Source organism: Shewanella sp. AS16, from assembly GCF_021412365.1.
Classification (GTDB): Bacteria; Pseudomonadota; Gammaproteobacteria; order Enterobacterales; family Shewanellaceae; genus Shewanella; species Shewanella salipaludis.
Window position 1 is genome coordinate 360,859 of sequence record NZ_JAKCLK010000003.1, and the last position, 26,352, is coordinate 387,210.

Consider the following 26,352-nt stretch of genomic DNA (forward strand, 5'->3'; position numbering starts at 1 on the left):
TATACAGCCAATGTGCTTAAAAACAGTTCAAATGGGATTTGTTTGGGAAAAAGGGTTTGACTTATTTTCGTCAAACAGTAATATGTGCGCCAAGAAAACGGAGAGGTGGCCGAGTGGCCGAAGGCGCTCCCCTGCTAAGGGAGTATGGGCTTTAACTCCCATCGAGGGTTCGAATCCCTCCTTCTCCGCCATTTCTTACCGATAGAAAAAAGTGCGCGTGTAGCTCAGCTGGATAGAGTACCTGGCTACGAACCAGGCGGTCGGAGGTTCGACTCCTTCCACGCGCACCATTTTTTATCAAAGCAGTACGATACAATTCGCGCGTGTAGCTCAGCTGGATAGAGTACCTGGCTACGAACCAGGCGGTCGGAGGTTCGACTCCTTCCACGCGCACCATTTCTGCATTAGTTAATCTTTAACTCAATCAGTTTTGCATCAGTTGTAACGAATATTTGAAATGCGCGTGTAGCTCAGCTGGATAGAGTACCTGGCTACGAACCAGGCGGTCGGAGGTTCGACTCCTTCCACGCGCACCAAATCCTCTGCTTATTCATGTTTAAAAATGCGCGTGTAGCTCAGCTGGATAGAGTACCTGGCTACGAACCAGGCGGTCGGAGGTTCGACTCCTTCCACGCGCACCAATTCAATACTGATGAGATGAATATTTTGTCAGTGTGTGCGGTAGAAAGGTATGTGTGCAGTCGAAGGGTAGATTTGCGTCGAAGGTTAGATGCACTCAATACCTGTCACACAACAAGTTAAAAATGCGCGTGTAGCTCAGCTGGATAGAGTACCTGGCTACGAACCAGGCGGTCGGAGGTTCGACTCCTTCCACGCGCACCAATTTAGTCATCTGGCAGCTCTTTTGAACCTAGTTTGGTTCCCATGAGATCCCGGGTGCACAGTTTGCGGAGAGGTGGCCGAGTGGCCGAAGGCGCTCCCCTGCTAAGGGAGTATGGGCTTTAACTCCCATCGAGGGTTCGAATCCCTCCTTCTCCGCCATTATTCTGCTAATATCTATTAGCTCAAGTTTTTGCGCGTGTAGCTCAGCTGGATAGAGTACCTGGCTACGAACCAGGCGGTCGGAGGTTCGACTCCTTCCACGCGCACCAAATATGCAATAACAAGTTAAACGCCCTGCAGCAATGCAGGGCGTTTTTGTTTGGTTTTCTTATTGCCGTTGGCCTCTGTCCCGGGGCCGGGCAAGGACCGGCCGTTTCTATCTTTTCTTCCATTGCTGCTCCTACTTTTACCCTATAGATAGCCCATAGCCGGCCCATGCCCTCATACCTAACCCTAGGGATCTTTATGCTCCGGTGCATAAATTGTCATGGTGTTCCATCTCGGTTATGCGTTTGGCTTTTCGAGCGTTAAATAACGGCGCATGAAATATGCTCAACTTGGATTTTTGTGACAATAATCGCTTTGCCTGTCATGTATCAATAATTTTAAGGCGCTTTTTCTGGCTTATCTTCATCCGTCCAGGATAAAAACATCCCATTTGGTAAGACCAATTTACAATATGTTGGCAATCTTGTTGCGAACTGGTTATATTTTTTTAGCGTTTTTTCGCCGTTATCAGGCCCTGGGTTGTTGGCTATGTGCTTTTGGGCTGCATTTAAACTCTGTTGCTGCGAATAACTATGCTGTTGGCGTGTTTGTGAGCCGCAACAGCCGAATGGCGGACAAGGGAATCTTACTCTGGGAGGAAGCTATGACATCGTTAACACAACAGCTGGTGGATGCCCTCGGCATCATGGTGCTGGGCATGGGATTGGTATTCCTGTTTCTGGGGATCCTCATTCTCGGGGTGGAGCTGGTCGCCAGAAGCTTGAGCCGCGCTACCGAGGCGTCGAAGCAGTCTATGCCGGAGCAGCCTATGTCGAAGCAGCCTATGCCGGAGCCTATACCGACGCTGGACTCGAGACTCGTCGCCGCCATCAGTTCGGCGGTTCATCAATACCGTGCCTCGGCATGATTAAGCTTATTTGGGGATGATTATGAGTAAGTCGTTAGCCTTAACCGATGTGGTGCTCAGAGATGCACACCAATCACTGCTTGCCACCCGGCTGCGTATCGAAGATATGTTGCCGATAGCCCCCTTGCTGGACAAGGTCGGCTTTTGGTCGCTGGAGTCTTGGGGGGGCGCGACCTTCGACGCCTGCATTCGTTATTTGGGGGAAGATCCCTGGGAGCGGATCCGCGAATTGAAGAAGCTGATGCCCAACACACCGCAGCAGATGTTGCTGCGTGGGCAAAATTTATTGGGCTACCGCCACTATGCCGACGACTTGGTGCAGCGTTTCGTCGAGCGCGCCCATGAAAACGGCGTCGATGTGTTCCGCATCTTCGATGCCATGAACGATGTGCGTAATCTGGAGACGGCAGTCAAGGCGGTGACCCGGGTCGGTGGCCATGCCCAGGGCACCATTTCCTATACCACGAGTCCGGTGCACACGCTCGATACCTGGGTCGACATGGGCAAGCGCCTGGAGGATATGGGGTGCCATTCCCTCTGTATCAAAGACATGGCAGGGTTGCTTAAGCCTATGCAGGCCTTTGAGCTGGTCAGTCGTCTCAAGGCCCAGACGGGGCTGGTGTTATCCATGCAGTGTCATGCGACCACAGGCCTGAGCACCGCCACCTACCAGAAGGCGATAGAAGCCGGCATAGACGTGCTGGATACCGCCATCTCCTCCATGAGCCAGACCTATGGTCATAGCGCCACCGAGACCCTGGTGGCCATGGTCGAAGACACGAGTCGCGCCACTGGGTATGACATGCAGCTGCTGGAAGACATTGCCGCCTATTTCCGTGAGGTGCGCAAGAAGTATGCCCGCTTCGAAGGGACACTCAAGGGCATAGACTCCCGGATCCTGCGGGCGCAGGTACCGGGCGGCATGCTGACCAATATGGAGAGCCAGCTCAGGGAGCAGGGCGCCGGCGACAGGATGGATGCCGTGCTCGAGGAGATCCCCAGAGTGCGTGAAGATTTGGGCTTTCTGCCACTGGTCACTCCCACCTCACAGATAGTCGGCACTCAGGCGGTGATCAATGTGCTGATGGGCGAACGCTACAAGTCGCTGACCAAGGAGACCGAAGGGGTGCTCAAGGGCGAATACGGCGCCACCCCGGCGCCTGTCAATGTCGAGCTGCAGGCCAGGGTGCTGCAAGGCGCCGAGGCTATCAGTTGCCGTCCCGCGGATCTGCTGGCACCCGAACTGGATAAGCTGCGCGAAGAGCTGGCGTTCAAGGCCAGGGAGCAAGGGATCCGCCTGGCCACAGAGCTGGATGATGACGTGCTCACCTATGCGCTCTTTCCCCAGATAGGCCTGCAGTTCCTCAAGCACCGCGACGATCCCTCGGCCTTCGAAGCCAGGCCCGAGTCCGAGCCGCAGCTGCCGACGGCTGCCCCCCGCGGCGCCGAGACCTATAGGGTCAAGGTCGAAGGCCAGAGCTTCGTGGTCGAAGTCAGCCCGGGTGGCGAGATCAGCCAGATAGTCGCAGCCGAGACGGGCGCAGCGGCCAGCCTGCCGACGCCGAGTGCCGCCGCCATCCCTGGGAATTCCCCCGCGGCCGGCGAGATAAGGCACGAGATGAGTGCGCCGCTGTCGGGCAACATCTTCAAGGTGAATGTCGCCGCCGGTGACGCGGTACGCGAAGGCGATGTGGTGATCATATTGGAGGCCATGAAGATGGAAACCGAGTTGCGGGCCCAGGCCGATGGCATCATCGCCAAGCTGTGGGTGAAAGAGGGCGATGTGGTCGCCGTGGGTTCTCAATTGTTGGCCTTGGCCTAGGAGTCTTTATGGATGGATTAATGGCGTTCTGGGCCGAGACAGGCATAGCGCATTTTACCCCAGGGCAAATGTTGATGATGGCCGTCGGTGGGCTATTGCTGTATCTGGCGATAGTCAGGGGCTTCGAGCCGCTGCTGCTGTTGCCTATCGGCTTCGGTGCCGTGCTGGCGAACATTCCCCATGCAGGTTTCACCGAAGAGGGCGGCATGCTGTATTACGCCTATCATGTGGGCATAGAAACCGGGGTGTTTCCGCTGTTGATCTTCATGGGGGTGGGGGCCTTGACGGATTTCGGTGCCCTGATCGCCAATCCCAAGACCTTGTTGCTCGGCGCCGCCGCCCAGTTCGGGATCTTTGCCACCCTGATAGGTGCCATAGCCCTGAACCTGGTGCCTGGGTTCGAGTTCAGCATGAAGGATGCCGCCGCGATTGCCATCATAGGCGGGGCGGATGGGCCCACTGCCATCTTCCTGGCCTCCAAGCTGGCACCCGAACTTCTGGGCGCCATAGCGGTGGCGGCTTACTCCTACATGGCATTGGTGCCCATAATACAGCCGCCTATCATGCGCCTGCTGACGACCCGGGCGGAGCGGGAAATCAGGATGGAGCAACTGCGTGAGGTGAGCAAGAAGGAGAAGATCATCTTTCCGCTCATGGTGCTCGGCCTGACCATACTCTTTCTGCCGGCGGCCACGCCGCTGGTGGGTATGTTCTGTCTGGGAAACCTGATGCGCGAATCCGGGGTGGTCGATAGACTCTCCAAGACGGCGCAGAACGAGCTGATCAACATAGTCACCATCTTCCTCGGCTTAGCCGTGGGCTCCAAGTTGTCGGCAGCGCAGTTCCTGCGACAGGAGACCCTGGGTATTTTGCTGCTGGGCGCCGTCGCCTTCGGCATAGGCACTGCCGCCGGGGTGCTGATGGCCAAGCTGATGTGCAAGCTGTCGGGCGGCAAGGTCAATCCCCTGATAGGTGCGGCCGGGGTTTCGGCCGTGCCTATGGCGGCCAGGGTGGTGAATAAGGTAGGTCTGGAAGCCAATCAGCATAACTACCTCTTGATGCATGCCATGGGGCCGAATGTGGCCGGCGTGCTGGGTTCTGCCGTGGCCGCCGGTATCTTGCTCGCCGTCCTGGGCTAGGGCGGGTTGGCCTGCCAAGCTAAAATTCGCAGCCGGCAACCCTGCCGGCTGTTTCATGGCTGGCGAGGGCCAGGGATGCGCCTTTGCGGCTCAATAGTTGGCTTGATTCTGTCCCGAGGTTAGCCATAGCAGAGCCGCAAACATCAGCCAGATGACGGCACTGATCCCCAGTATGTAACCAAACCCCTTGCTGCCTTGTTTCAGCGGCACGCCGTTGATGCGCAGAAAGAGGGTCCATAACAGGCATAGGAGTAGCGGCAGCAGGAAGAGTTTGGCCATAGGTTTGATTCTAATCGTTTGAATAGCAATGAGTATAATACCAATAGTGCTAAATATCTGGTCATTCTGCGGGAATTGAAAGCACTTTAGGCAAGGTGAATGCTTGAAGACAATGCTTGAGGGCATAGTGGCGCTTGAAGACAGGCAATGTCTTGAAGATACAGTGGCGCTCTGTAAAAAGCCTGACCCAGGCTGGCCGTTTTTTCGCCATTAAAAAGGCCGCTTGCGCGGCCCTGTTATTCTGACTCGATTGTCTTAGTGATTGTCCTTAGCCGGCGGTGCGCTCCGGGCTGGCCGCCATGTCTGTGTCGTCGGCTTCTGCTGTCGGCGTGGCGGCGAGATCGTTGGCATAGAACTGAGCGAGATCCAGCTGCTGCTCCGACTTGCCGATCACCACGGCTGTCATCATGTCACCCGTGACATTGGTGGCTGTGCGTATCATGTCTATCACCCTGTCGATGGCGGCGATGAAGGCGATGCCTTCCAGCGGCAGACCTATCACCCCCAGGGTCACTGTCAGCATGACCATGGCACTGCCGGGCACGCCGGCGGTGCCGACGGAGGCGACGGTCGCAGTCACGGCAATCAACACATAATCTGTGGCATCGAGTGGAATACCATAGATCTGGGCGATGAAGATGGCGGCGATGGCGGGGTAGATGCCGCCACAGCCATCCATGTTCATGGTGGCGCCCAGCGGCAGTACGAAGGCACTGTAACGCTTGGATACCCCCATGGACTCGACGCAGCGGGTGCTGGCGGGCAGGGTGCCGAAGCTTGAAGCCGTGCTGAAGGCGACCAGCTGTGCCGGCATGGCCTTACGGAAGAACTGCAGCGGGCTCAGGCCGGCGCCGAATTTCACCAGCCCTCCATAGACGAAGATGATGTGGATCAGCGCCGCCAGGTAGATGGCGCCGATGAATTTCCCCAGCGGCAACAGGGTCGATAAGCCGTATTCACCCACCACCCAGGCCATCAGGCCGAAGACACCTATAGGGGTCAACTGCAGCACCATGCGAGTCAACTGGAACATGACTTCGGCACCCGCTTCTATGGCTTGTTTCAGTGGCGCCGCCTTGTCGCCCACCTTGTTGATGGCGATGCCGACCAGGGCGGCGAACACTATGATCTGCAATACCTTGCCTTGGGCCAGCGAGGCGAAGGGGTTGACCGGGATCATATCCAGCAGCACCTGGGCGAAGCCGGGAATGTTGCGCTCACGCACTTCACCCGCGACCAGCTGCATTGAGCCGCCCATGTCTATCATGCTGCCTATGGCCAGGCCTATCAGAGAGGCTATGGTACCTGTGAGCATAAACATGGCCAGGGTCTTGAAACTCAGGCGCTTGAGGCTCACCTGCGACCCCATGGAGGTGATGCTCACCACTATGGCACAGAAGACCAGTGGGGCAACCAGCATCTTGATGGCGGCGATGAAGAGATCCCCCAGGGGCTTGAGCTGGGTAGCCGACTCGCCAAAAATGACCCCGGCCAAGGCTCCGAGGAAAAAGCCTGCGAGGACTTTTTGCCAGAAAGGAATGCGTTTAAGGGTTTGAAAAATCATGAGTATTCCAAGTGTAAAGTGAGTTTCGTGTCTGTCTTGCGGACCATGGGGCATCCTCTATGACAGCTGGCGCAGTGCAAAGAGACGATCGCGATTGGCCATTGTATCCATAGCGGCCGCAGGATACCAAAGCGTTTTTATTATAACTTATTGTGATAAATGAGGTTGTTGTCATAACTTTAACATCGGGAGTAAGATGGCCGTCGGGACAGCTAAGGGGTCAGGCAATAAAAAGTCACAATTTATCATTCGCTAAGCCCTGATTGCCGGAGTAAGGTTGCCTGAGTCGGGTTGGCCTGAACGCGAATTGCGCCGCCGGGGAAACTTTGGCCCGGTCCCCGGGTCAGACATCCAAGATTGCCTCTGGCTATGCGGAGATAATGCTCCGCCTGGAGGCTTGAGCCCGAACGCACTGAATACCGCCGAGTGAGCGACTCGGCTGACGAAGGAGATAAGCTTGAAAAAATGGATATTGGCAACCTCGGTTGCCCTGGCCCTGTTGGGCTGTGCCAACGAGGCCTCTACCCCGGCCCTGCCCCAGGGCGTGAGCTTCGTCGAAGCCGTGGCCGTCAAGGATGGACAGGTGGGGATCCCCTATAAGAAATACCGCCTGGCCAATGGCTTGACCCTTATCCTGCACAGGGACGATTCGGATCCTTTGGTGCATGTGGATGTGACTTATCATGTGGGCTCGGCTCGGGAGGTGGCGGGCCGCAGCGGCTTCGCTCATCTGTTCGAACACATGATGTTCCAGGGCTCGGAACACGTTGCCGACGAGCAGCATTTCAAGTTGGTCACAGAGGCCGGCGGTAATTTGAACGGCACCACCAACAACGACAGAACCAATTATTTCGAGACAGTGCCGAGCAACCAGCTGGAGAAGATGCTTTGGCTCGAGTCAGATCGCATGGGCTTCCTCCTGCCGGCACTGACCGAGAAGAAGTTTGAGGTGCAGCGCGAGACGGTGAAGAATGAGCGTGCCCAGCGCATAGACAACCGCCCCTACGGCCGCATGGATGAGAAGTTCAATCAGGCCCTCTATCCACTCGGGCATCCCTATTCCTGGCCCGTGATCGGCTGGCCCGCTGATTTGGACAGAGCCACAGTCGATGATGTGAAGCAGTTCTTCCAGCGCTGGTATGGCCCCAACAACGCCACCCTCACCATAGGCGGGGACTTCGATGAAGCCCAGGCGTTGGCCTGGGTCGACAAATATTTTGCTGCCATCCCCAGCGGCCCGGCTGTGAGCGCCGCGCCCAAGTCTTTGGTGACCTTGGACAAGACCCGCTATCTGTCGATGGAAGACAAGGTTCACCTGCCGCTGATCCGCATAGGTTTCCCCACGGTTTACGCCCGCCACGCGGATGAGCCTGCACTGGATCTGCTGGCCAACATCATAGGCGGCGGCAAGACATCGCTCATATACAAAGATCTGGTGAAAGACGGCTATGCGGTGCAGGCCGGGGTGAGTCACCCCTGCCAGGAACTGGCCTGTCTATTCTCTGTCTATGCCCTGGCCAACCCGGCCAAGGGCGGGAAACTCGCCGAGATAGAAGCGCGCATTCGTGACGCCATCGCCGAATTTGAACAGCGGGGCGTGACGGACGCGGATCTGGAAAAAGCCAAGGTGCAATTCGAGGCGGATACCATCTTCGGTCTGCAAAGCGTCTCAGGCAAGGTCTCGACCCTGGCACTCAACCAAACCTTGGCCGGCAATCCCAACATGATAGCCGCGGATCTGGCGCGTTATGCCAGCGTCACCAGAGAGGATGTGATGCGGGTGTTCGAGCAATACATCAAAGACAAGCCCAGTGTGGTGATGAGCGTGGTGCCCGAAGGCATGGGGCAGCTGGTGGCACACAAGGACAATTTCCGGGTGCAGTTGCTGCCGGCGGTTGCCGATGCGGCGACGCCAACCCGGGTAGCGACCGCCATTCCCGAGGATGTGGATCGCAACAAGGTGCCGGCCCCGGGCGCGGCGCCGCTGCTGAAGGTGCCGACCCTGTGGCAGGATAAGCTGGCCAATGGCATAGAGGTATTGGGAACCCGGAGTCGGGAGACCCCGACCGTGGAGTTGGTGATCTATCTGGATGGTGGCCATAGACTGGAACCTGTGGCTAAGGCCGGCCTGGCGGGCTTGACGGCCGCTATGCTGAACGAGTCGAGCCGGAGCCACAGCGCTGAAGAGCTGGCCCAGGCACTGGAAATGCTCGGCAGTCATCTGAGCTTCGGTGCCTCGGATTACCAGAGCTATATCAAGGTCTCCAGCCTGAGTGAACACCTGGATCAGACCCTGGCGCTCCTGAACGAACACCTGTTCACCCCGGCCTTCGATGCCGCCGACTTCGAACGTCTCAAGCAACAGCAATTGCAGAGCCTGGAACACCTGAAATCGGATGCCAATTATCTGGCCAGCCAGGCGTTTTCCCGGCTGCTCTACGGCGAGCAGAGCCCGCTCGGGGTCAGCAGCTCAGGAACTCTGGCATCGGTTGCATCCCTGACTTTGGAGGATGTGAAAGCCTTCTACGCCAAGCAATACACGGCGGGCAACAGCCAGATGGTGGTGGTAGCAGATTTACCCCAGGCCGAAGTCATGAGCAAGTTGGCGGGTTTTGCCGCCTGGCAGGGGAAGGCGAGTCCGCTGCCGCCCCTGGCCCCCTTGCCCGAACCGCAAGCCGCGACTATTTATCTGGTGGATAAGCCGGGTGCCGCCCAATCCGTGATCAACATAGGCAAGCTGGCCTTACCCTATGATGCCACGGGTGAGTACTTCAGGGCATACCTGATGAACTACCCCCTGGGCGGGGCGTTTAACAGCCGTATTAACCTCAATCTGCGAGAAGACAAGGGCTACAGCTATGGTGCCCGCAGCGACTTCTCGGGTGGCAGCGAGCTGGGGCAGTTCAGTGCCTCGTCGAGCGTGCGCAGCGATGTCACCGCGCCGGCATTGAGTGAGTTAATCAAGGAGCTCAAGCGATACCATGATTCTGGGTTGACGGACAGTGAATTGGCCTTCATGCGCAGCTCTATCTCCCAGGGACAGGCGCTCGATTACGAGACCCCATACCAGAAAGCGGGCTTCATGCGTATGATCCAGCGCTATCATCTGCCAGCGGATTTTACCGCGCGACAGGCGAAGATAATCGCCGGCATCAGCAAGGATGAGTTGAACCGACTAGCCAATAACCTATTGGATATCAACCAAATGGTGATTGTGGTTGTCGGTGACAGGGCGAGCATCGAGGCGGAATTATCGGCACTCGGCTACCCGGTGAAGTTATTAACATTGTAAAAATGCTTTTTGCCCTCATATAGATAGTCGGCAGAATAACTGTGACGGAATGTGCAATCACAGTTATTTTGTCGGGCAATAGCCTAAATGGGCTTGCTCCCGCGGGGAGTTTGAGCTTATTTTGGAGCTGATAATTCGGATCCGGCTAATACCAAGGACAAAGGTCAGATGGGCCTTGTCGCGTGAGCGAACCACAAACCAGAGAAACGTACATTGAAGTCATTCAGCCAACTAGTAGAGCATCTCTCGGACGCCCAAGGGCGCACCGCCCTCCTGGGTATTTCACGTGGCATAGAGCGTGAGGCCTTAAGGATAGATCCCCATGGCATGCTGGCCCTGGATCCGCATCCACGAGCCTTGGGTTCGGCATTGACCCATTCGCGGATCACCACAGATTACAGCGAGGCCTTGCTGGAATTCATCACCCCTGTGCATTCAGATATAGATGAATTGCTCGAGGGGCTGACCGAAACCCACGCCTTCAGTGTCCGTAACCTGAATGGGCAATGGTTGTGGCCCGTGAGCATGCCTTGTTACGTCGGCGATGAGAAAGACATCCCCATAGCCCAGTACGGCAGCTCGAACATAGGCAGAATGAAGACCTTATACCGCAAGGGCTTGACCCTCAGGTATGGCGCCCTGATGCAGATCATTTCCGGGGTGCATTTCAACTTCTCGGTTTCCCATGAGTTGTGGCAGCGGCTCTATGAGCTGAGCGACAAGAAGCTTCCGTTGGCGCAGTTCATCTCCGAGTCTTACTTCGGCCTGATCCGTAATTACCGGCGTCTGGTGTGGGTCTTGCCTTATCTGTTTGGTGCCTCACCGGCCCTATGCAGCTCCTTCATCAAGGAACAAAACAGCAGCTTTAATTTCAGCAGCATGGGCAAGGGCACCTTGTATTTGCCCTATGCCACCTCCCTGCGGATGAGCGACCTGGGCTACACCAACAAGGAACAGGAAAACCTGAACATAAGCTACAACTCCCTGGACGCATATCTGGCCGGGGTGAGTCAGGCAACCCATATGCCCTCTGCCAGCTTCGCCCAGATAGGGGTCAAGGTCGACGGCGAGTATCGGCAGCTCAATGCCAATGTGTTGCAGATAGAAAATGAATTTTATTCGCCTATCCGGGCCAAACGTGTCACCCGCGCCGGTGAGAAACCCTCCGAAGCCTTGGCGCGGGCCGGGGTCGAATACATAGAAGTCAGGGCATTGGACGTCAACCCCTTCAGCCCTGTCGGCATAGAGGCGTCACAGGTGCGTTTCCTGGATCTCTTCCTGCTCTATTGTCTGCTCAGTGATTCGCCGCCCTCGAATGCCGAGGAAGAAAATGAGATGACGGCCAACCTCAAGGCGGTGGTGAGCGAAGGCCGCAAGCCTGGGCTGGAACTGCAAAGAGGCGGCCTGGCCATAGGCAGGGAGGCTTGGCTCAATGAATTGTTCGGCGAGCTCAAACCTTTGGCACTCTTGCTCGATGGCGACGACAATGATTACCAGGTCGCACTGGAGACCTGGTTTGCGGCGATAGCAGATCCGGATCTCACTCTGTCCGGGCGTGTGCTGCAGGAGATAAAGGCGCGGAACTGTGATCATGGCAAGTGGGTGATGGACCTGGCCCATGAGTATCATCAGTTATTGAGCGATTACCCCCTGTCGGACGAAGTCATTGCCGGCTATCGCGCAGAAGCTCTGGCTTCCCTGGCGTCCCAGAGTGCGCTCGAGGCCGAGCACGGCGAAAGCTTCGATGATTTCCTGGCCGATTATTTCGGTAGCCATAGATGAACTGGCGCTGCGCCGGCGGTATCTTGTTGGCTGCCGGCCTGACGGGCTGTGCCTCGGCGCCGGACCCAGGCCAGGCCTGTGGCACTGTCTCGGCCTACCTGCAACCCGACAGTCGGAGCGACTGGTACCGGGTGGTGGTGACCCATCTCGATGGCAAGGCGGTGATCTCAAGACCCAATTATGCCCTGTCGCCGGGAGTGCATGAGTTTACCCTGGCGGAGCTGATCGACGATCCGACCTTGAAGGTCGCCCTGGCGGCGCGGGTGCCTAAAAACTTGTCTGTGACAGTGGCTGCCGATGAGCGCTACCATTTAGGCGCCAAATTCAACAAGGACAGGCCTTACCAAGGCAATGACCCAGGTTATTGGCAGCCCGGCATCTGGCAGCAGGAAGCCCACGAATGCCGCCTATCCGAGTCGCAGCGCTAGGTGAGGCTGGTCGCCCATGCGGCTTTTAATGCGGATTTTCAGCCTATGCCGGCCTTAATTCAGACACCCGACTGAGATGCGACAATTGCATCTGTGGCTATTCGATGTGACACTGGCATGCCGATATAAATGGAGTTTTGCTGCACTATGAAATGCCTCCCGGGCTTTGCGCTCTTGTTGTTAGCCTCTCAGTTGGCCGCTTGTGCCACTTCCCCGCCCAAGGAACCTGATAATTTATGCGCTATTTTTCAGGAGCATAGATCTTGGTATGACGCCGCCAAGGACAGTCGTGAGAAATGGGGCGTGCCTGTGCATGTGCCGCTCGCCATGATGTATCAGGAAAGCTCCTTCAAACACGATGCCGCTCCGCCCATGGAGTATTTTCTCGGCTTCATTCCCATAGGGCGTGCCAGCGATGCCTACGGTTATGCCCAGGCGAAGACCATGACCTGGGATGACTATGTGCGCGAAACGGGGAACTCCTGGTCGAGCCGCAGCGATTTCGATGATGCCATGGATTTCATGGGCTGGTTTATCTATAAGACACACAAGCTCAACAAGGTTTCCAAGTGGGATGCCGGCAAGCAGTACTTGAATTATCACGAGGGCTGGGGCGGTTATAAGCGTGGCAGCTATAGATCCAAGGCCTGGTTGGTGAAGGTTGCCGCCAAGGTCGACGCCAGATCCAAACGCTACGCGGCCCAGTACCAGCGCTGCCAGGAAGATCTCGACTCATCCTGGCTGTGGCGTCTTTTCTTCGGTTAAGCGTCGCTAGCCCAAGTGTTTGGCCTTGGGGGCCTTATGCTCGCGTTTCTGGCGGTACATGGCGGCGTCGGCATCCTTGAGTGCCTGTTGCCAGTCGGGACCGAGCCTGGCCATGCCGACACTGAATTCCAACGGATAATCGACATCCTGCTTGAGCCTGTCCCGCAGCGCGGCAATATCTTGCTCCAGTTGTTGCTCCGAGCCTTCGCATAGCGCCACAAACTCATCGCCACCGAATCGGGCCAGCAAGGCCTGCTCCGGCCATTGGCTCTTCATCGCCCGTGTCAGGCTCCTGATGGCCTCGTCGCCCTGCTGGTGTCCCCTGAAATCATTGATACCCTTGAGGTTATCCATATCCAACAGCAACAACCAGCTATCCTGGCGGCTCTTGAGCGGCCATTGTTCGAGCAAGTCTTCGAACCTTTGCCTGTTGTACAGGCCGGTAAGGGGGTCGAAACTGGCCAATTTGCGGATCTGTTGTGACTTCTGATACAGGGAAATGGCGTTGCTGGCCTCGTGGGTGAGGATCCCCACCAGATTGCGATCATAGTCGCTGAAGGCGCCGGCCAGGCCGCTGTCCAAATTGAGCATGGCGTAGAGTTTGCCATCTATGTGTATCGGGCTGGAGAGGGTAGATCTTATGGGAATTTGCGCCGCCGTCAGCAAGAGCCGCTGGTTTTCTGCCGACAGACTGCTGCCCGAGTTGACGTTTTCCATGTCGTTTATGACCACGACCCTGTCACAGCGACCCTGGGTCAGGCGGTATTCGAAGGTTTGTTCCAGGGTGAAGCTGACTTGCCTCAGCTTCTGCAGATCCATGCCGACACAGGATTCGAAATTCAGCTTCTGGGTCTCGGGGTCCACACTTATGATGCTGCCCATCTCGGCGCCATCGACTATGCTGACCGCCTTGTTCAGCAGGGCATTGAGAAAGGCGTGCTCGTCCTGGTATTGACTGGAGAGATGGACCAGCTCGAAGGTCGAGTCATTGATATGGACCACTTGTTCCAGATGTTGCCATAGGCGACTCAGACGCCCCTGATACAGGTAGTAGCTCAGGCTGTAACCGAACAAATAGATGGTACAAAGCAGTATGAGCGGCAGCACAGTGACGGCATCCAACCTGGGATAAAACATGAATACCAGCACGAATAACAGCATGGGCAGTGCCAGTAACAGCAGGTGGTACCTGTAACTCAGGCTATCTATTTTATGGGAGTTAAGCTTGTCTCTTCTTGACACCTGTGTATTCCTTGACTGAGGTAAAGCTACTCAAAGAGGCTAGGCGATGCAGCTACCCTGCTGACCGGGCTGGGACAACGGTGCCATGGGTCTGGCACCGAAATATAAGCCTTTGTATATGATAGCCTATAATCCTTGGCTGCTATTCCTCATCCCCATCAAGGATGACGGGGATGAGGGCTTGGTCTCACTTCGCCGCTGTGGGCTCAAGCAGGATACGCCGGAACATGCGTGCCTGGGGCAAACTCCGCCAGTATCCACGCCAGTGGCGCCTGATATTGCGCCGGCATCCATTGCTGCAAGGCCTGAATGCTGCCGCTCAGCTGCTCTGTGTCATGGATAGACAGGTTTAAATGCCCCAGCTTACGACCCGGGCGAACCTCCTTGTTATACCAGAACAGCTCGGCATTGGGCAGGCTCAGCCAGCGATCGTCTTTCTCTATGCCGATAAGGTTGAGCATCACACACTGGAAGTTAACCTGAGGCTGGGGGATAGGCAATGAGCAGAGGGCACGCAGGTGCAGCTGGAACTGATCCATGTGGGTCGCAGCCTGGGTCCAATGACCCGAGTTATGTACCCTGGGCGCCAGCTCATTGACTAACAAGCTGTCGGCGACCCGGAAACATTCCATCGCCATCACCCCGACATACTCCAGCTCGTTCATGATGGCGGTCAGCATGGTTTCGGCCTGGGACTGCAGATGACTCAGGCGCGACAGCGGGGCGATAGACGCCATCAGTATGCCGTCCTGGTGCAGGTTCAGTGCCAGCGGGTAGAAGACGCAGCGGCCCTCACGGGTACGAACGCCCACCAGAGACACTTCTTCCTCGAAGGCGATGGCCTGTTCGGCGATCGCCAGGTTGCGCCAATCTGCGGGGATCTCGCCGGCTTCGGCCTGCTTCAGCCAGTGTTGGCCCTTGCCGTCGTAACCGCCGGTGCGGCGCTTCATCAGCACCCGCTCGCCATAGGTGTGATACAAGCGGCTCACCTGAGTGTTATCGTCGACCAGTTCCCAGGGGGCGGTGGGGATCGCCAGTTCATCGAGCAGGCTTTTCTGGCTGTATCTGTCGGCCAAGCGGCTAAATACCGGCCCATTGACGAAATGCGGGTGGCTGCTGAGCTGCAGGCTGAGGGCAGATTCGGGCCATTGCTCGCGCTCGGCCGTGATGATGTCATTGGCCCCCAGCGGCAGTATGGCATCGCTCGGGGTCATGATATCCACGGGGCGCACGTCGATAGCCAGAGGTTGGCCCGCATGGGTCAGCATGGCGCCGAGTTGACCGTCGCCCAATACCCAGACTCTTTGATTCTTATGCGGCATCAGACTTCCCTCGGATCCGGGTTGTCGAGCACGGCGCGGGTCTGTTCTTCGCGGAAGGCCTCCAGGCGACTGGCCAGGGCGGCGTCGTTGTTGGCGAGGATCTGACAGGCCAGCAGGCCGGCATTGAAGGCGCCGGCAGTGCCTATGGCCAAGGTACCGACAGCAATGCCCTTGGGCATCTGCACTATGGATAACAGGCTATCCATGCCCGACAGGGCCTTGCTCTGCACTGGTACGCCCAGCACCGGCAGGCGGGTCTTGGAGGCTATCATGCCCGGCAGATGCGCCGCACCACCTGCACCGCCTATGATGACTTTAAAGCCCTTATCTGCAGCCGAGTCTGCAAATGCCATCAGCTTGTCCGGGGTTCTATGGGCCGAGACCACTTCCACATGATAAGGCACTTGCAGCTTATCCATGATCTCTGCAGCGGCTTCCATGGTGGGCCAATCACTCTTGGAACCCATAACAACGGCAACTAGGGCTTGCATGATAACTCCTTAACTTACTGATTTTATTTATGTAGGTAGCCTTGTGTCAGGCTTGGGTACAGGCACGGCTTCCGCGACCCTCAAGGGTGGGAAGCCTGTGGCGCAGAATAATAACATGAGCCGGGTATTTTTTGCCTCTTTTATAGCGGATAAAAGCGCCGGAATGCCTAGGTTTGGGCAGGCTGCTGAGCCAAGGAATGGCGCCTTCGGCGTTTGCTTTAGTTCGGCTCTGTGGCCGTGCCTGGGGCGGCCGAGGGCGTGCGGTAGCTTATCCGGTAGACTCTGCCCTTGGCATCGTCGGCGACCAGCAGAGAACCGTCCTGCAGCTGCAGCACATCGGCGGGACGGCCGAGCACAGTATCCCCCTGCAGCCAACCGCTGGCAAAGTCGCTCAGCCCGACGACCCTGTTGCCTTCAAGGGCGACGAAACTCACTTTATATCCCACCTTGGTGCTGCGATTCCAGGAGCCGTGTTCGGCGATGAAGATCCCCTGGTTATAGGGCGCCGGGAACTGTTGGCCACGATAGAAGGTCATGCCCAGTGCCGCCACGTGGGCACCGAGTTTGACCTCTGGGGCCTGGTAGTCCTGCGGGCGTTTGCCCCGGCCGAATTTGGGATCGGGCAGATCCCCTTGATGAATGTAGGGATAACCGAAGTGCGACCCTTCGCGCTCGACCCGATTGAGTTCATCCGAGGGGATATCGTCACCCAGCATGTCGCGGCCGTTGTCCGTGAACCAGAGCTCCCGGCTCCTGGGATGCCAATCGAAGCCGACGCTGTTGCGCACCCCGGCGGCTATCAGCCGGGTTGCTTTGGTGGTGAGATTCAAGCCGATGATCTTGGCGTAGTCTTTTCCGGCATCGCATATGTTGCATGGCGCCCCTATGGGGATATAGAGCTCGCCGTCCGGGGCGAATTTCAGGTACTTCCAGCCGTGGTGGGTCTCGGAGGGCAAGTCATCGAACACCAGCTGCGGCTGTGGCGGGGGGAGATCCGGCCGGGCCAGCTTGGCGCTGAGGTAGGCTTCTATCCGCGGATAACGCAGTATCTTATCTACGGCGGCGACATAGAGGGCGCCGTCATGAAAGGCGATGCCCGAGGGCATCTGCAGCTCGCTGGCCAGGACGAACACCTTGTCCGGGCGGCCATCTGCATCCAGGTCCTTGACGCCGTAGACCCGGCCCTCACGGCGACTGCCGACGAACAGGCTGCCGGCATCGCCCAGCGCCATCTGGCGGGCATTGGGGATCTTGTCTATATAGATTTCTATGCTGAAGCCAGGTGGCAGGCTGATCTTGTCCGTGATGTCGTCCGTTGTCGCCTGGGCCAATCCAGGGATGAGCAGCATAGCCAGGCACCAGCCCGGCCGTCTGGCGTAGTCGCACAACTTGGCGATCAATGCCGGTGCAAGTGCCTGTATAAGTGCTTGTATAAGTGCCTGTGTTAGCGCCTGGGGTTTGGGGGCCATCTTCGCCTGCCAATGTTCGAGGTTGGTGTGCCAAATTTAGCACACAAACCGTCTCCGGGCCGTTTGGCTCATGCATGGGCTTGAGGCGGGCTGTCAGGCCTAAATCTTACAACTTAGAGCCTGCAGAAAAGCAAAAAGAGAGAAAAACCCTTTCGGGACCGAGCTGCGTTGTTAATATCGACGGCTTCCATGGGAAGCCGGCCCCAAGCCATGGCTGTCGATAGACAAGGGAGGCCGCAGCGGGCAAACTCAGGGCGGGGAATCGTCTCATATTTTTGAGCCGCTACCTTGAGCTGGTTTACCTGGTAGGGATTTCTGAACGGAGGCTGGAGAAGCTGTGGCGTTAGTCAAACAAAGAGAATCAATGCAGACGGATGAGGGCCTTATGTTGAGTTACGGCCGAGGCGATATCGCGGCATTCGAGCGCTTATACTTGAAACACAAGGGCGCCCTGTATCGCTACTTCGTACGCCAGATGGGCGATAAGCAGCTGGCCGAAGATCTGTACCAGGAAACCTGGAGCCGGGTGATAAAGGCGGCATCGACTTACCAGCACAGCGCCAAGTTTACGACCTGGCTGTATCGCATCGCCCACAATTTGCTGATCGATCATGTCCGGTCCGTCAAGCCCTTGAGCGAGTTTACCGAAGACCAGCAGCAGGATATGGGACAGGAGCCGCAGGCATTGGCCGACAGTTATCGGCCCGATGTCGAGTTGATGCAGACATACAAGGCGAGCCTGCTCAAGACCTGTATCGGCCTCTTGCCCCAGGTGCAGAAGGAGGCATTTCTGCTCAACATGGAGATGGGGTTCACCGCCGCCGTCATCAGCGACATAGCCGGGGTGACGTTGGAGGCGACCAAGAGCCGGATCCGTTATGCGCATCGGAGCCTGAAGGACTGTGTTGCCGCCAAGTGGCAGGGGGGAAGCCATGAAATCCAATGATATGAGTGAGCAAGAGCAGGCATTGGCGGCCGAAATTGCCGCCCTGTACCGCCTGACGACACAGGAGCAAGCGTCACTGGAGTTGGATGGGGAGATATTGGCGTTGGCCCGCAGGCAGTTGCAACTGGGCGAAGCGCAAGAGGCAGGGGCCGGCCAGCCGCCGCGGCCCTCACCCTGGCGCGCCTATCGTTGGCCCTTGTCTACCGCGGCCTCGGTCCTGCTGGTGGCCGGGCTCTTGCTGCTCGATCCTTATGCCTGGCACCGGCAAACCGTGCCCGAGTTGGCGCCTGTGCCGAGTCGGGTTCCTGCATCCGATGTTGCTGTAACCGGCGGCGCGCCGGTGGCCAAGCTGCGACAGGCGCCTGAGATGAAGATGCAGATGCAGATGCAGATGCAGCCTATGGCTGCGGATGTGACTGCGCCCCAGCCGACGCCCGAGCCTATGTCAGAGCCTATGTTCGAGCCGACGCCCGAGATGGCCGCCGAGCCGGACCTGGCCAACCTGGCGCTGGCGCTGCAACGACTGCAGCAATACCTGGATGAGGGGGACTATGCCGGCGCCAGCGCCTTTGCCGAGAGACTGAAAGCGCGCTTTCCCGAGGTGCAGTCGCCACAGAGCGGCGGGCATGAACTCTGGCTCAGATTGTCGGCCGAGATGCAGCAGGGCGATGGCCGAGCCCGCTGAGTCGCGAGCTCGGCCCTCCCGGCCACAACACGCAAGGCAGCCCCAGCTTTTTCCTTGGGTGGGCATTTAAGTCATGACAGCCGGCAGCACTCTGGAGGATAATCAGGCTTGCCCTCGGGCGAGTCTTGGTTGACTCGGCTGCGGCAGTCATTCGAGAAAGAGCCGGATGACGAATAGCGGATGGGTATGAGGGAGAATACCGCCGGCGTTGCAAGACGTTATTTTTGGCCGCTGCATGCGGAGGAGCCCTCACATAGACCCAGGAAGCGTAAAGTTAAGCAAGCTAGGGATGCGCGGCCCTGGCTTGAGGGGCATGGCTGTTGCCGTGGCTTTGTTGCTGCTGGGCCAGGGCGCATTGGCGGCCCCCGCCTGCGAGCGCCCCTTGAGCGTAGGTTATGATCTATGGCCACCCTACGCCTGGCGTGATGCTGCTGGCTTGCCCCAGGGACTGGACGTGGAAATGCTGCAAGGCCTGGCCGAGTATCTGGGCTGCGAGTTGCAATTTATCTACCTGCCGGCAAAGCGTTCACACCAGATGCTCAGAAGCGGCCGGCTGGACCTGATGATGGGCGCCAGTTTCACCCCGGAGCGGGAAAGCTATGCCTATTTCTCCGACAGCTACCGCGGCGAAGAGCTGAAATTATTCGTCCTGTCTCAACACCGGCATGAATTTCAGGTGACAAGCTGGAACGACATCCTGATCCAGGGACTGAGTTTGCTGGTGCCCGAGGCCGGTTGGTATGGGCCGGCATATGAGGAAAACGGGCCACGCCTCAGGCAAGCAGGACTCCTGGAATACAGCAGCAATGCCGCTGCCTCGGTGCAGATGCTCAGCTATGGCAGGGCGGATCTGGTGCTGGGGGATGCCATCGCCATGCCCTACATTGCCAGGAAGAACCACAACCTCAGCCTGTATCCGTTGGCGCTGCGGGTCGGCAAGAACGAGATCCACCTGATGCTGAGTAAGCTTGGGACCTCGCCGGCCCTATTGACGCACTTCAACCAGGCCATAGCGGCGCTGAAAAAACGCGGCGAGCTGGACGCTATCCTAGACAAGTGGCAACCAAACAAGCCGGTGCACCTGTCCACTCACTGAAGCCTCTGGGCCTCGCCCATAGCCGTTCCCAGGGCATACACATTTGCTAAAACTTCTTCCGACTTAAGTTACAGATCTTGCGGGCAAACTCTGGTAGTTTGTGGCAGGGAAAATCTTAACAATTAAAAACAACAGGATAGAGGACTCACATGAAACTTCGCCATTCCCTTGTCTGCTGCATGCTGGCCCTGGGTACCTTGAGCGCAGCGGCCATGGCGGCCGGGCAAACCGAAGCGACCCTGGGCTATTACCGTGCTCCGGCCCTACACGATCAAACCTTGGTGTTTACCGCCGAAGGGGATCTCTGGACTCAGACCCTTGGCGAGCCACAGGCGCACCGCTTGACCAGCCAGGCGGCGGAAGAGCTGGGGGCCGTGATTTCCGCCGATGGCAAGTTTGTGGCTTATGTCGCCAATTATGACGGCATGGGCGAAGTCTATGTGATCCCTGTCGCCGGTGGTCTGGCCAAGCGGGTCAGTTTTGAAAATAGCCGGGTGCGGGTTCAAGGCTGGACCTCGGATGGCAAGGTGCTGTACGCCACAGACAATGCCTCGGGTCCGGCGAACTACTGGGTACTGCGCACAGTCGACCCTCAAACCTTAACCACTGAAGATCTACCGCTCGCCGATGCCGTCGAAGGGGTTGTGGATGCCAGGGGCGAATACCTGTATTTCACCCGTTTCGGCCTGCAGACCACAGGCGACAATGCCAAGGTCTATCGCGGCGGCGCCAAAGGCGAATTATGGCGCTTCAAATTGGATGCCAAGGCCGAGGCCGAGCCTCTGACGGCCGCTCACCAGGGCTCGGTGCGCCGCCCCATGTTGTGGCAGGACAGGCTCTATTTCATCAGCGACAGCGATGGCAACGCCAACCTCTGGTCCATGGCGCTCGACGGCACAGATCCCAAACAAATCACGCATTACCAAGATTGGCAGGTGCGTGGCGCCCGCATGGATAGAGGGCGTATCGTCTTCCAGCAGGGGGCCGACATCAAATTGTTCGATCTCGCCAGCGGCAAGGACACCAGTCTGGAGATCGCCCTGACATCGGATTTTGCCCAGCGCCGCGAGCATTGGGTGACAGATCCCATGGATTATGTCACCTCGGTCAGCCTGGCCCCCAAGGGGGACAAGGCGGTGATCACCGCCCGCAGCCAGGTGGCGGTCGCAGCTACCGATGGCTCGCGCCTGGTGACAGTGAACCTGCCGGGTAACAGCCGTATCCGCAATGCCATCATGAGCGCCGATGGGCGCTGGATCTATGGCATCAGCGACGCCAGCGGTGAGCAGGAAATCTGGCAATTTCCCGCCGATGGCAGCCAGGGGGCCAAGCGCCTCACCAAGGACGGCAGCACCCTGAGGATGAACCTCTATCTGTCGGCCGATGGCCGCTTCATCGCCCACGACGATTATGATGGCAATGTCTGGTTGCTCGATCTCAATAAGCATAGCAACAAGAAGATCATCGCCAAGGGCGAGGGCCTGGGGCCCTACGCGGACATTCGCTGGTCGCCCGACAGTCGCTTCATCGCCCTGACCAAGTCAGAAGTGGGGAAACAGCGGCCACAGTTGGTCCTGTATTCACTGGAGCAAGAGAAGGCCGAATCCCTGACCAGCGACAAGTATGAGTCCTTCTCTCCCAGTTTCAGCACCGACGGCCATTGGCTGTACTTCCTCTCCAACCGTCAGTTTGTCGCCACCCCCAGCTCGCCCTGGGGCGACAGAAACATGGGGCCGGTATTCGACAAGCGCACCCAGGTGTTCGCCCTGGCACTGGATAAACGGGCCAGCTTCCCCTTCGCCAAACCCACTGAGCTCAGTGTCCCGGCCGACGGGGACGAGGCGGCAGACAGCGAGGTCAGGCTCAAGGTCGATTGGGACGGTCTGAGCCAGCGTCTATGGCAAGTGCCTGTGGCAGCAGGGAATTACACTCAATTGGCGGCACTCGATGACAGGCTCTATCTGCTGGATAACCCAGACAACGGGGATAGCCAGAGCCTGAAACTGATAAAATTCAATGCCCAGGCACCCAAGCTCGACACCTTTGCCGACGGGGTGGTCGACTACAGTGTGTCGAACGACGGCAAGAAACTCCTGCTCCGCAGGCAAGCCAAGGGCAAGGAAGTCTTGATCGTCGATGCCGGCGACAAGTTGGCGGCCGATGTCAGCCAGGCCAGGGTGCCCCTGTCCCAGTGGCAACTGGCTATCGAGCCGCAGCAGGAGTGGCAACAGATGTTCGAGGATGCTTGGCTGATGCACAGGGATTCCTTCTTCGACAAGCAGATGCGCGGCCTGGACTGGCAGGCAACCAAGGCCAAGTATCAACCCCTGTTGTCGCGCCTGACCGACAGACATGAGCTCAACGACATCTTCATGCAGATGATGGGCGAGCTCAATGCGCTGCATTCCCAGGTGCGTGGCGGTGACATGCAGCTTGCGGCCAATACCCCTGAGGCGTCCAGTCTCGGGGCCCGCCTGCTGCAGACCAGTGCCGGGGTTAAGATTGCCCATATCTATCAAACGGATCCCGAACTGCCCTCAGAGGCGGCGCCGCTCAGGCGCATGGGCGTCAATGCCAGAGAGGGGGACATCATCAGCGCCATCAACGGCCAGCAGGTGGCCGATCTGGCCGAGGTGAGCCGGGTGCTGCGTAATCAGGCGGGCAAACAAGTGCTGCTGGCGCTTTCCCGCAACCGGCAACAACATAAGACAGTGGTCACCCCGGTAGCGACCCAGGCCGATGCCAAGCTGCGCTATCTGGACTGGGTGGAGCACAATGCCGCCAAGGTGCGCGAGGCGAGTCGGGGCAAGATAGGTTATTTGCACTTGTATGCCATGGGCAGCGGGGATATCGCCAGCTTCGCCCGTGAGTTTTATACCCACTATGACAAGGATGGGCTGATCATAGATGTACGCCGCAATCGCGGTGGCAACATCGACAGCTGGATCATAGAGAAGTTGCTGCGTCGGGCCTGGGCCTTCTGGCAACCTACCTATGGCTCGCCCAGCACCAATATGCAGCAAACTTTCCGCGGTCATTTAGCCGTGCTGACGGATCAGCTGACCTACTCGGACGGTGAGACTTTCTCCGCCGGGATCAAGGCGCTGGGGTTGGCGCCCCTGATAGGCAAGCAGACTGCCGGCGCCGGTGTCTGGCTATCCGGGCGTAACGCTGTGACGGATAGGGGCATGGCGCGGGTGGCCGAATATCCCCAATACGCCATAGATGGCCGTTGGGTGCTCGAAGGCCGTGGCGTGAGCCCGGACATCGAAGTGGACAATCTGCCGTTTGCGACCTTCACAGGCCGGGATGCCCAATTGGAGAAGGCGCTGAGCTACCTTGAGGCCGAGTTGAAGGCCAAGCCGGTGCCGCCGCTGCAGGGCCAGCCCATGAGCCCAGGTGCCGAGGCGCAAGACATTCACTTATAGAAGTTAAGCGTGAGTTTAGGGCGCTGCCGACTCCTTAGTTCCCGGATCGGCGGCGTTTTTTTTTGTTTTTTTTTCGGTTCAGTCCTGGGCCTCTGAACCGGGTCTCAAGTCCCCGGCGCGCCAGTCTATCTCTATGGCTATCTCTGCCGACAAGCTATTGGCGATGAAGCAATTGGCATGGGCCTTCTGATGCATTTTTTCCAGTACTTCCTGAGTCACCTCGACGCCATCGGCGAAGACGATTTCCGGCTTGAGCTGTATCCGGCTGATGGCAGTTCTTCCTGCCTGATTCTTGCCCAGCTCGGCGCTGGCCTGGTCGACATAGCTCGCCACCGGCAGGCGTTTCAGATGGGCTATGGTGAGGAAGGTGAGCATGTGACAAGAAGACAGGGCCGCCAGCAGACTCTCTTCCGGATTGACTCTGTCGGCGCTGCCATTGTATTCGCTCGCCGATGATGCCAACAGCCGCTGGCCGCTGCCGAAGGCTATCTGGTGATCCCGGCAAAATTGACCTTCCTCTGTCCCGGCGCTGGCTTGCCAGTCCACTGTGACTTGAAACCCCATAGGAGACTCCTTATTGGACTCGATATCTTTGATCTGATCATCAACTATATCCCAGTAACCTGCTCCTGTCTGCGGGAGGAGATGATCTCGGCCGGGGTTTGGACTCAATAGCTGGCCAATGCCAGCAGGGCGCTGACCGAGCCCGTGACCCACATGGCGCCGGGCATGAGACGGGCGCAAAAAGACAGGTTCATTATGCACAGGAAGCCGCCGAGGCTGGTCAGGCCCAGGAAGACCAGGCTGCCATAACCCCAGCCAAAGCACTGGCCACACAGGATAAATACCGTTGCCAGCAACAGGCTGCCGGCGTAACTCAGTCCCCGCGACTGGGCCGCGCTCGGCGCCCTGGCGAACACCTCACGGAAATGGCCGAACTTGGCCAGGGCAAGCAAGGCCAATCCCAGGTAACTCAGTCCCATCAAGGCCGGCATCATGGCGCCTGCAATAGACGTTCCCGTCATAGGCTTGCCCTCGAAGGGGCCGAAGTCTGGGCACGCGAAACTGCTTTGTCTGCCCGCAACCTGGTGGCGGCATAGAATAAGCCGCAGCCAAAGACCAGCCCCATGAGATCGACGCCCACCAGGGCCCACTGCCGGCTCAGGACATTATGCAGCAGATCGCTGGGCGAGGTCAGGGCATTGAGCACAGGCAACAGCCCCCACAGGCCGGCCGCCAGGAGCAGCCAGTTGCGCCAGCCGTTAATGCTGCGATCGACGAGCGCCGTCAGGGCGACACAGCCCCAGGCGATGAAGAAACAATGCACTTCCCACTGGGCCCGCTGCTCCAGGCCGGGCGGCAGCAAGCGATTGGCATAGAAGAAGGCGGCCGTCGCCAGCGGCAGGCCGGCAATCACACTCAGGTTCAGCCCCTCGACCAGACGCAGCCCCAGGCTGGCAGCCTGGCCCTTGGCGAGGCGTTTCTGCTCTTGCTGGCGCAGTTTGCGCGCCCACATCAAAGTGCCTGTGGCCACCATGGCATAGCCCAGGAGGCCACAGCAGAAGAATAGCAGTCTCAGCATGGGATCGGCGAACCGCGCCGTGTGCAATGCCATGAAGGTATCGTAAGTGCTCATGGCGGCTGAAAACTGTTCAGGACTTGCCTGCAGCAATTCGCCGCTGACGCCATCGAACACCATGACCTTGGGCTCATCCGTGATGCTCCTGCCCGTGTTGAGATAGACCTTGATGCGGCTGTGTTCATCTCCCGGGTCGCTGATGACTATCCTGTCCAACGCCTGTGCTTGCCAGTGCGCTGCGACTCGGGGCAACAGCTTGTCTATGTCGAACAGCGGCGCCGCCCGGCCACTGGCCGCCAGCGGCACCCTGACAGGATTGAGTTCCCGGAGGAAGCTGTCTCTGTCGCCCTGGTATTGGCTCTGAATCGCCCATGGCATATAGACAAACATCAGGGTGACCAAGCCGCTGTAGGTGATCATCAGGTGATAGGGCAGGGCCAGGACAGAGCTCAGGTTATGAACGTCGAGCCAGCTGCGGCTGCCCTTGCCGCGGCGGAAGCTGAAGAAGTCCTTGAAGATGCGCTTATGTATCACTATGCCGGAGACTAGGGCGATCAACATGAACAAGGTACAGAAGCCGACCAGGTAGCGGGCATAGAGGGGCGGCAGATAGTGCAGGTCGAAATGCAGCCGATAGAGAAAGTCGCCACCCCGACTGTCGCGGATCTGGCTGATCACCCGCTGACCGTCGGCGCTGACCGCCTGTTCCAACTTGTCGCCCCGTCTTTGGCCAGGCAAAGGCGGCTTCTGCCAGCCGTAACTCAGGTAAGGGTGACGCTGGGTCGGGAATTCTATGGCCCAGCTCTTGGCTCCGGGCGCCTGTCGGCTCAGATAGTCCTGGGCCTGGCGCACCTGGGGGGCAAGCGCCTCGGCTCGATAGTCACGGTAGACACCGGCATGGAGTTCGGGTTTAAACCAGAGGCTGGTTTCGTGGCGGAAATAGCTCAAGCTGCCGGCAAAGAAAATCAACAGCAATACCCAGCATACCAGCAGGCCGGCCCAGGTATGCAGCCAGGTCATGGAGCGGAAGAAAGAGTCTTTCATA

At 58.1% G+C, this 26,352-nt stretch carries 20 protein-coding genes and 8 tRNA genes; 19 read left to right on the plus strand and 9 right to left on the minus strand.

Annotated elements, in window-relative coordinates; genetic code table 11:
- Positions 1-99 precede the first annotated feature (99 nt).
- From LZP73_RS10130 to LZP73_RS10180, 11 genes are all read left to right on the plus strand, one after another.
- A tRNA-Ser gene (locus LZP73_RS10130) sits at positions 100-191 on the plus strand.
- 22 nt (positions 192-213) lie between these two features.
- Positions 214-290: transfer RNA gene (locus LZP73_RS10135), tRNA-Arg, on the plus strand.
- A 29-nt stretch (positions 291-319) separates the two neighbouring features.
- A tRNA-Arg gene (locus LZP73_RS10140) sits at positions 320-396 on the plus strand.
- A gap of 63 nt (positions 397-459) precedes the next feature.
- Positions 460-536 (plus strand) — tRNA-Arg (locus LZP73_RS10145).
- A gap of 28 nt (positions 537-564) precedes the next feature.
- Positions 565-641: transfer RNA gene (locus tag LZP73_RS10150), tRNA-Arg, on the plus strand.
- Positions 642-766: 125 nt separating this feature from the next.
- Positions 767-843: transfer RNA gene (locus tag LZP73_RS10155), tRNA-Arg, on the plus strand.
- Positions 844-910: 67 nt separating this feature from the next.
- Positions 911-1,002: transfer RNA gene (locus LZP73_RS10160), tRNA-Ser, on the plus strand.
- A 33-nt stretch (positions 1,003-1,035) separates the two neighbouring features.
- A tRNA-Arg gene (locus LZP73_RS10165) sits at positions 1,036-1,112 on the plus strand.
- A gap of 602 nt (positions 1,113-1,714) precedes the next feature.
- Complete coding sequence (locus tag LZP73_RS10170; protein WP_234234779.1) at positions 1,715-1,978, plus strand: OadG family protein; 264 nt, start codon at positions 1,715-1,717, stop codon at positions 1,976-1,978.
- A gap of 22 nt (positions 1,979-2,000) precedes the next feature.
- Positions 2,001-3,800 carry a sodium-extruding oxaloacetate decarboxylase subunit alpha gene (oadA, locus tag LZP73_RS10175; protein ID WP_234234781.1) on the plus strand — a complete coding sequence of 600 codons (1,800 nt, stop codon included), beginning with the start codon at positions 2,001-2,003 and terminating at the stop codon, positions 3,798-3,800.
- Between the two features lie 8 nt (positions 3,801-3,808).
- Positions 3,809-4,939 carry a sodium ion-translocating decarboxylase subunit beta gene (locus LZP73_RS10180; protein ID WP_234234782.1) on the plus strand — a complete coding sequence of 377 codons (1,131 nt, stop codon included), beginning with the start codon at positions 3,809-3,811 and terminating at the stop codon, positions 4,937-4,939.
- A gap of 90 nt (positions 4,940-5,029) precedes the next feature.
- Here the strand turns inward: LZP73_RS10180 and LZP73_RS10185 are convergent, their stop codons facing one another.
- Positions 5,030-5,218 (minus strand): hypothetical protein, encoded by a 189-nt coding sequence (locus LZP73_RS10185; protein WP_234234783.1) that lies wholly within the window; start codon positions 5,216-5,218, stop codon positions 5,030-5,032.
- A 268-nt stretch (positions 5,219-5,486) separates the two neighbouring features.
- Complete coding sequence (locus LZP73_RS10190; RefSeq protein ID WP_234234784.1) at positions 5,487-6,782, minus strand: dicarboxylate/amino acid:cation symporter; 1,296 nt, start codon at positions 6,780-6,782, stop codon at positions 5,487-5,489.
- Between the two features lie 457 nt (positions 6,783-7,239).
- Here LZP73_RS10190 and LZP73_RS10195 point away from each other — a divergent pair, with 457 nt between their 5' ends.
- The 4 genes from LZP73_RS10195 (at position 7,240) to LZP73_RS10210 (ending at position 13,049) form a co-directional block, all read left to right on the plus strand.
- Positions 7,240-10,074 carry a M16 family metallopeptidase gene (locus tag LZP73_RS10195; protein WP_234234785.1) on the plus strand — a complete coding sequence of 945 codons (2,835 nt, stop codon included), beginning with the start codon at positions 7,240-7,242 and terminating at the stop codon, positions 10,072-10,074.
- Positions 10,075-10,287: 213 nt separating this feature from the next.
- The gene (gshA, locus tag LZP73_RS10200) at positions 10,288-11,856 is read left to right on the plus strand and encodes a glutamate--cysteine ligase (protein ID WP_234234787.1); all 1,569 of its coding nucleotides are present in this window, start codon (positions 10,288-10,290) and stop codon (positions 11,854-11,856) included.
- Positions 11,853-12,284, plus strand: coding sequence for a hypothetical protein (locus LZP73_RS10205; RefSeq protein WP_234234789.1), 432 nt, complete (start codon positions 11,853-11,855; stop codon positions 12,282-12,284). Before gshA ends, LZP73_RS10205 begins: the two co-directional genes overlap by 4 nt.
- Before the next feature lie 147 nt (positions 12,285-12,431).
- Positions 12,432-13,049 carry a transglycosylase SLT domain-containing protein gene (locus LZP73_RS10210; protein ID WP_234234790.1) on the plus strand — a complete coding sequence of 206 codons (618 nt, stop codon included), beginning with the start codon at positions 12,432-12,434 and terminating at the stop codon, positions 13,047-13,049.
- Positions 13,050-13,055: 6 nt separating this feature from the next.
- On the opposite strand, the gene LZP73_RS10215 is transcribed toward LZP73_RS10210, so the two are convergent.
- The 4 genes from LZP73_RS10215 to LZP73_RS10230 form a co-directional block, all read right to left on the minus strand.
- Complete coding sequence (locus LZP73_RS10215; RefSeq protein ID WP_234234792.1) at positions 13,056-14,291, minus strand: sensor domain-containing diguanylate cyclase; 1,236 nt, start codon at positions 14,289-14,291, stop codon at positions 13,056-13,058.
- Between the two features lie 206 nt (positions 14,292-14,497).
- Positions 14,498-15,613 (minus strand): 5-(carboxyamino)imidazole ribonucleotide synthase, encoded by a 1,116-nt coding sequence (gene purK, locus LZP73_RS10220; RefSeq protein ID WP_234234794.1) that lies wholly within the window; start codon positions 15,611-15,613, stop codon positions 14,498-14,500.
- Positions 15,613-16,104 carry a 5-(carboxyamino)imidazole ribonucleotide mutase gene (gene purE / locus LZP73_RS10225; RefSeq protein ID WP_169564531.1) on the minus strand — a complete coding sequence of 164 codons (492 nt, stop codon included), beginning with the start codon at positions 16,102-16,104 and terminating at the stop codon, positions 15,613-15,615. Before purE ends, purK begins: the two co-directional genes overlap by 1 nt.
- Before the next feature lie 218 nt (positions 16,105-16,322).
- Positions 16,323-17,453, minus strand: a complete 1,131-nt coding sequence (locus tag LZP73_RS10230) for a PQQ-dependent sugar dehydrogenase (RefSeq protein ID WP_234234796.1) — start codon at positions 17,451-17,453, stop codon at positions 16,323-16,325.
- 484 nt (positions 17,454-17,937) lie between these two features.
- Here LZP73_RS10230 and LZP73_RS10235 point away from each other — a divergent pair, with 484 nt between their 5' ends.
- The 4 genes from LZP73_RS10235 (at position 17,938) to LZP73_RS10250 (ending at position 23,728) form a co-directional block, all read left to right on the plus strand.
- On the plus strand, positions 17,938-18,519 hold the full coding sequence (locus tag LZP73_RS10235; RefSeq protein ID WP_234234798.1) for a sigma-70 family RNA polymerase sigma factor: 582 nt from the start codon (positions 17,938-17,940) through the stop codon (positions 18,517-18,519).
- Complete coding sequence (locus LZP73_RS10240) at positions 18,506-19,204, plus strand: hypothetical protein (RefSeq protein ID WP_234234800.1); 699 nt, start codon at positions 18,506-18,508, stop codon at positions 19,202-19,204. The genes LZP73_RS10235 and LZP73_RS10240 overlap by 14 nt, the downstream gene beginning before the upstream one ends.
- Before the next feature lie 313 nt (positions 19,205-19,517).
- Positions 19,518-20,300 carry a substrate-binding periplasmic protein gene (locus LZP73_RS10245; protein WP_234234802.1) on the plus strand — a complete coding sequence of 261 codons (783 nt, stop codon included), beginning with the start codon at positions 19,518-19,520 and terminating at the stop codon, positions 20,298-20,300.
- A 149-nt stretch (positions 20,301-20,449) separates the two neighbouring features.
- Positions 20,450-23,728, plus strand: coding sequence for a S41 family peptidase (locus LZP73_RS10250; protein ID WP_234234804.1), 3,279 nt, complete (start codon positions 20,450-20,452; stop codon positions 23,726-23,728).
- Positions 23,729-23,806: 78 nt separating this feature from the next.
- On the opposite strand, the gene LZP73_RS10255 is transcribed toward LZP73_RS10250, so the two are convergent.
- From LZP73_RS10255 to LZP73_RS10265, 3 genes are all read right to left on the minus strand, one after another.
- On the minus strand, positions 23,807-24,292 hold the full coding sequence (locus LZP73_RS10255) for an OsmC family protein (protein WP_234234806.1): 486 nt from the start codon (positions 24,290-24,292) through the stop codon (positions 23,807-23,809).
- A gap of 104 nt (positions 24,293-24,396) precedes the next feature.
- Positions 24,397-24,753: a DUF3325 domain-containing protein gene (locus LZP73_RS10260; RefSeq protein ID WP_234234808.1), complete on the minus strand. Its 357-nt coding sequence runs from the start codon at positions 24,751-24,753 to the stop codon at positions 24,397-24,399.
- Positions 24,750-26,351, minus strand: a complete 1,602-nt coding sequence (locus LZP73_RS10265) for a PepSY-associated TM helix domain-containing protein (RefSeq protein WP_234234810.1) — start codon at positions 26,349-26,351, stop codon at positions 24,750-24,752. The genes LZP73_RS10260 and LZP73_RS10265 overlap by 4 nt, the downstream gene beginning before the upstream one ends.
- Position 26,352 lies beyond the last annotated feature (1 nt).

Coding starts and splice junctions, on each gene's coding strand:
- LZP73_RS10170 (WP_234234779.1), top strand. CDS start 1,715: ATGACATCGTTAACACAACAGCTGGTGGATGCCCTCGGCATCATGGTG.
- oadA (WP_234234781.1), top strand. CDS start 2,001: ATGAGTAAGTCGTTAGCCTTAACCGATGTGGTGCTCAGAGATGCACAC.
- LZP73_RS10180 (WP_234234782.1), top strand. CDS start 3,809: ATGGATGGATTAATGGCGTTCTGGGCCGAGACAGGCATAGCGCATTTT.
- LZP73_RS10185 (WP_234234783.1), bottom strand. CDS start 5,218: ATGGCCAAACTCTTCCTGCTGCCGCTACTCCTATGCCTGTTATGGACC.
- LZP73_RS10190 (WP_234234784.1), bottom strand. CDS start 6,782: ATGATTTTTCAAACCCTTAAACGCATTCCTTTCTGGCAAAAAGTCCTC.
- LZP73_RS10205 (WP_234234789.1), top strand. CDS start 11,853: ATGAACTGGCGCTGCGCCGGCGGTATCTTGTTGGCTGCCGGCCTGACG.
- LZP73_RS10210 (WP_234234790.1), top strand. CDS start 12,432: ATGAAATGCCTCCCGGGCTTTGCGCTCTTGTTGTTAGCCTCTCAGTTG.
- purK (WP_234234794.1), bottom strand. CDS start 15,613: ATGCCGCATAAGAATCAAAGAGTCTGGGTATTGGGCGACGGTCAACTC.
- purE (WP_169564531.1), bottom strand. CDS start 16,104: ATGCAAGCCCTAGTTGCCGTTGTTATGGGTTCCAAGAGTGATTGGCCC.
- LZP73_RS10230 (WP_234234796.1), bottom strand. CDS start 17,453: ATGCTGCTCATCCCTGGATTGGCCCAGGCGACAACGGACGACATCACG.
- LZP73_RS10235 (WP_234234798.1), top strand. CDS start 17,938: ATGCAGACGGATGAGGGCCTTATGTTGAGTTACGGCCGAGGCGATATC.
- LZP73_RS10240 (WP_234234800.1), top strand. CDS start 18,506: ATGAAATCCAATGATATGAGTGAGCAAGAGCAGGCATTGGCGGCCGAA.
- LZP73_RS10245 (WP_234234802.1), top strand. CDS start 19,518: ATGGCTGTTGCCGTGGCTTTGTTGCTGCTGGGCCAGGGCGCATTGGCG.
- LZP73_RS10250 (WP_234234804.1), top strand. CDS start 20,450: ATGAAACTTCGCCATTCCCTTGTCTGCTGCATGCTGGCCCTGGGTACC.
- LZP73_RS10255 (WP_234234806.1), bottom strand. CDS start 24,292: ATGGGGTTTCAAGTCACAGTGGACTGGCAAGCCAGCGCCGGGACAGAG.
- LZP73_RS10260 (WP_234234808.1), bottom strand. CDS start 24,753: ATGACGGGAACGTCTATTGCAGGCGCCATGATGCCGGCCTTGATGGGA.
- LZP73_RS10265 (WP_234234810.1), bottom strand. CDS start 26,351: ATGAAAGACTCTTTCTTCCGCTCCATGACCTGGCTGCATACCTGGGCC.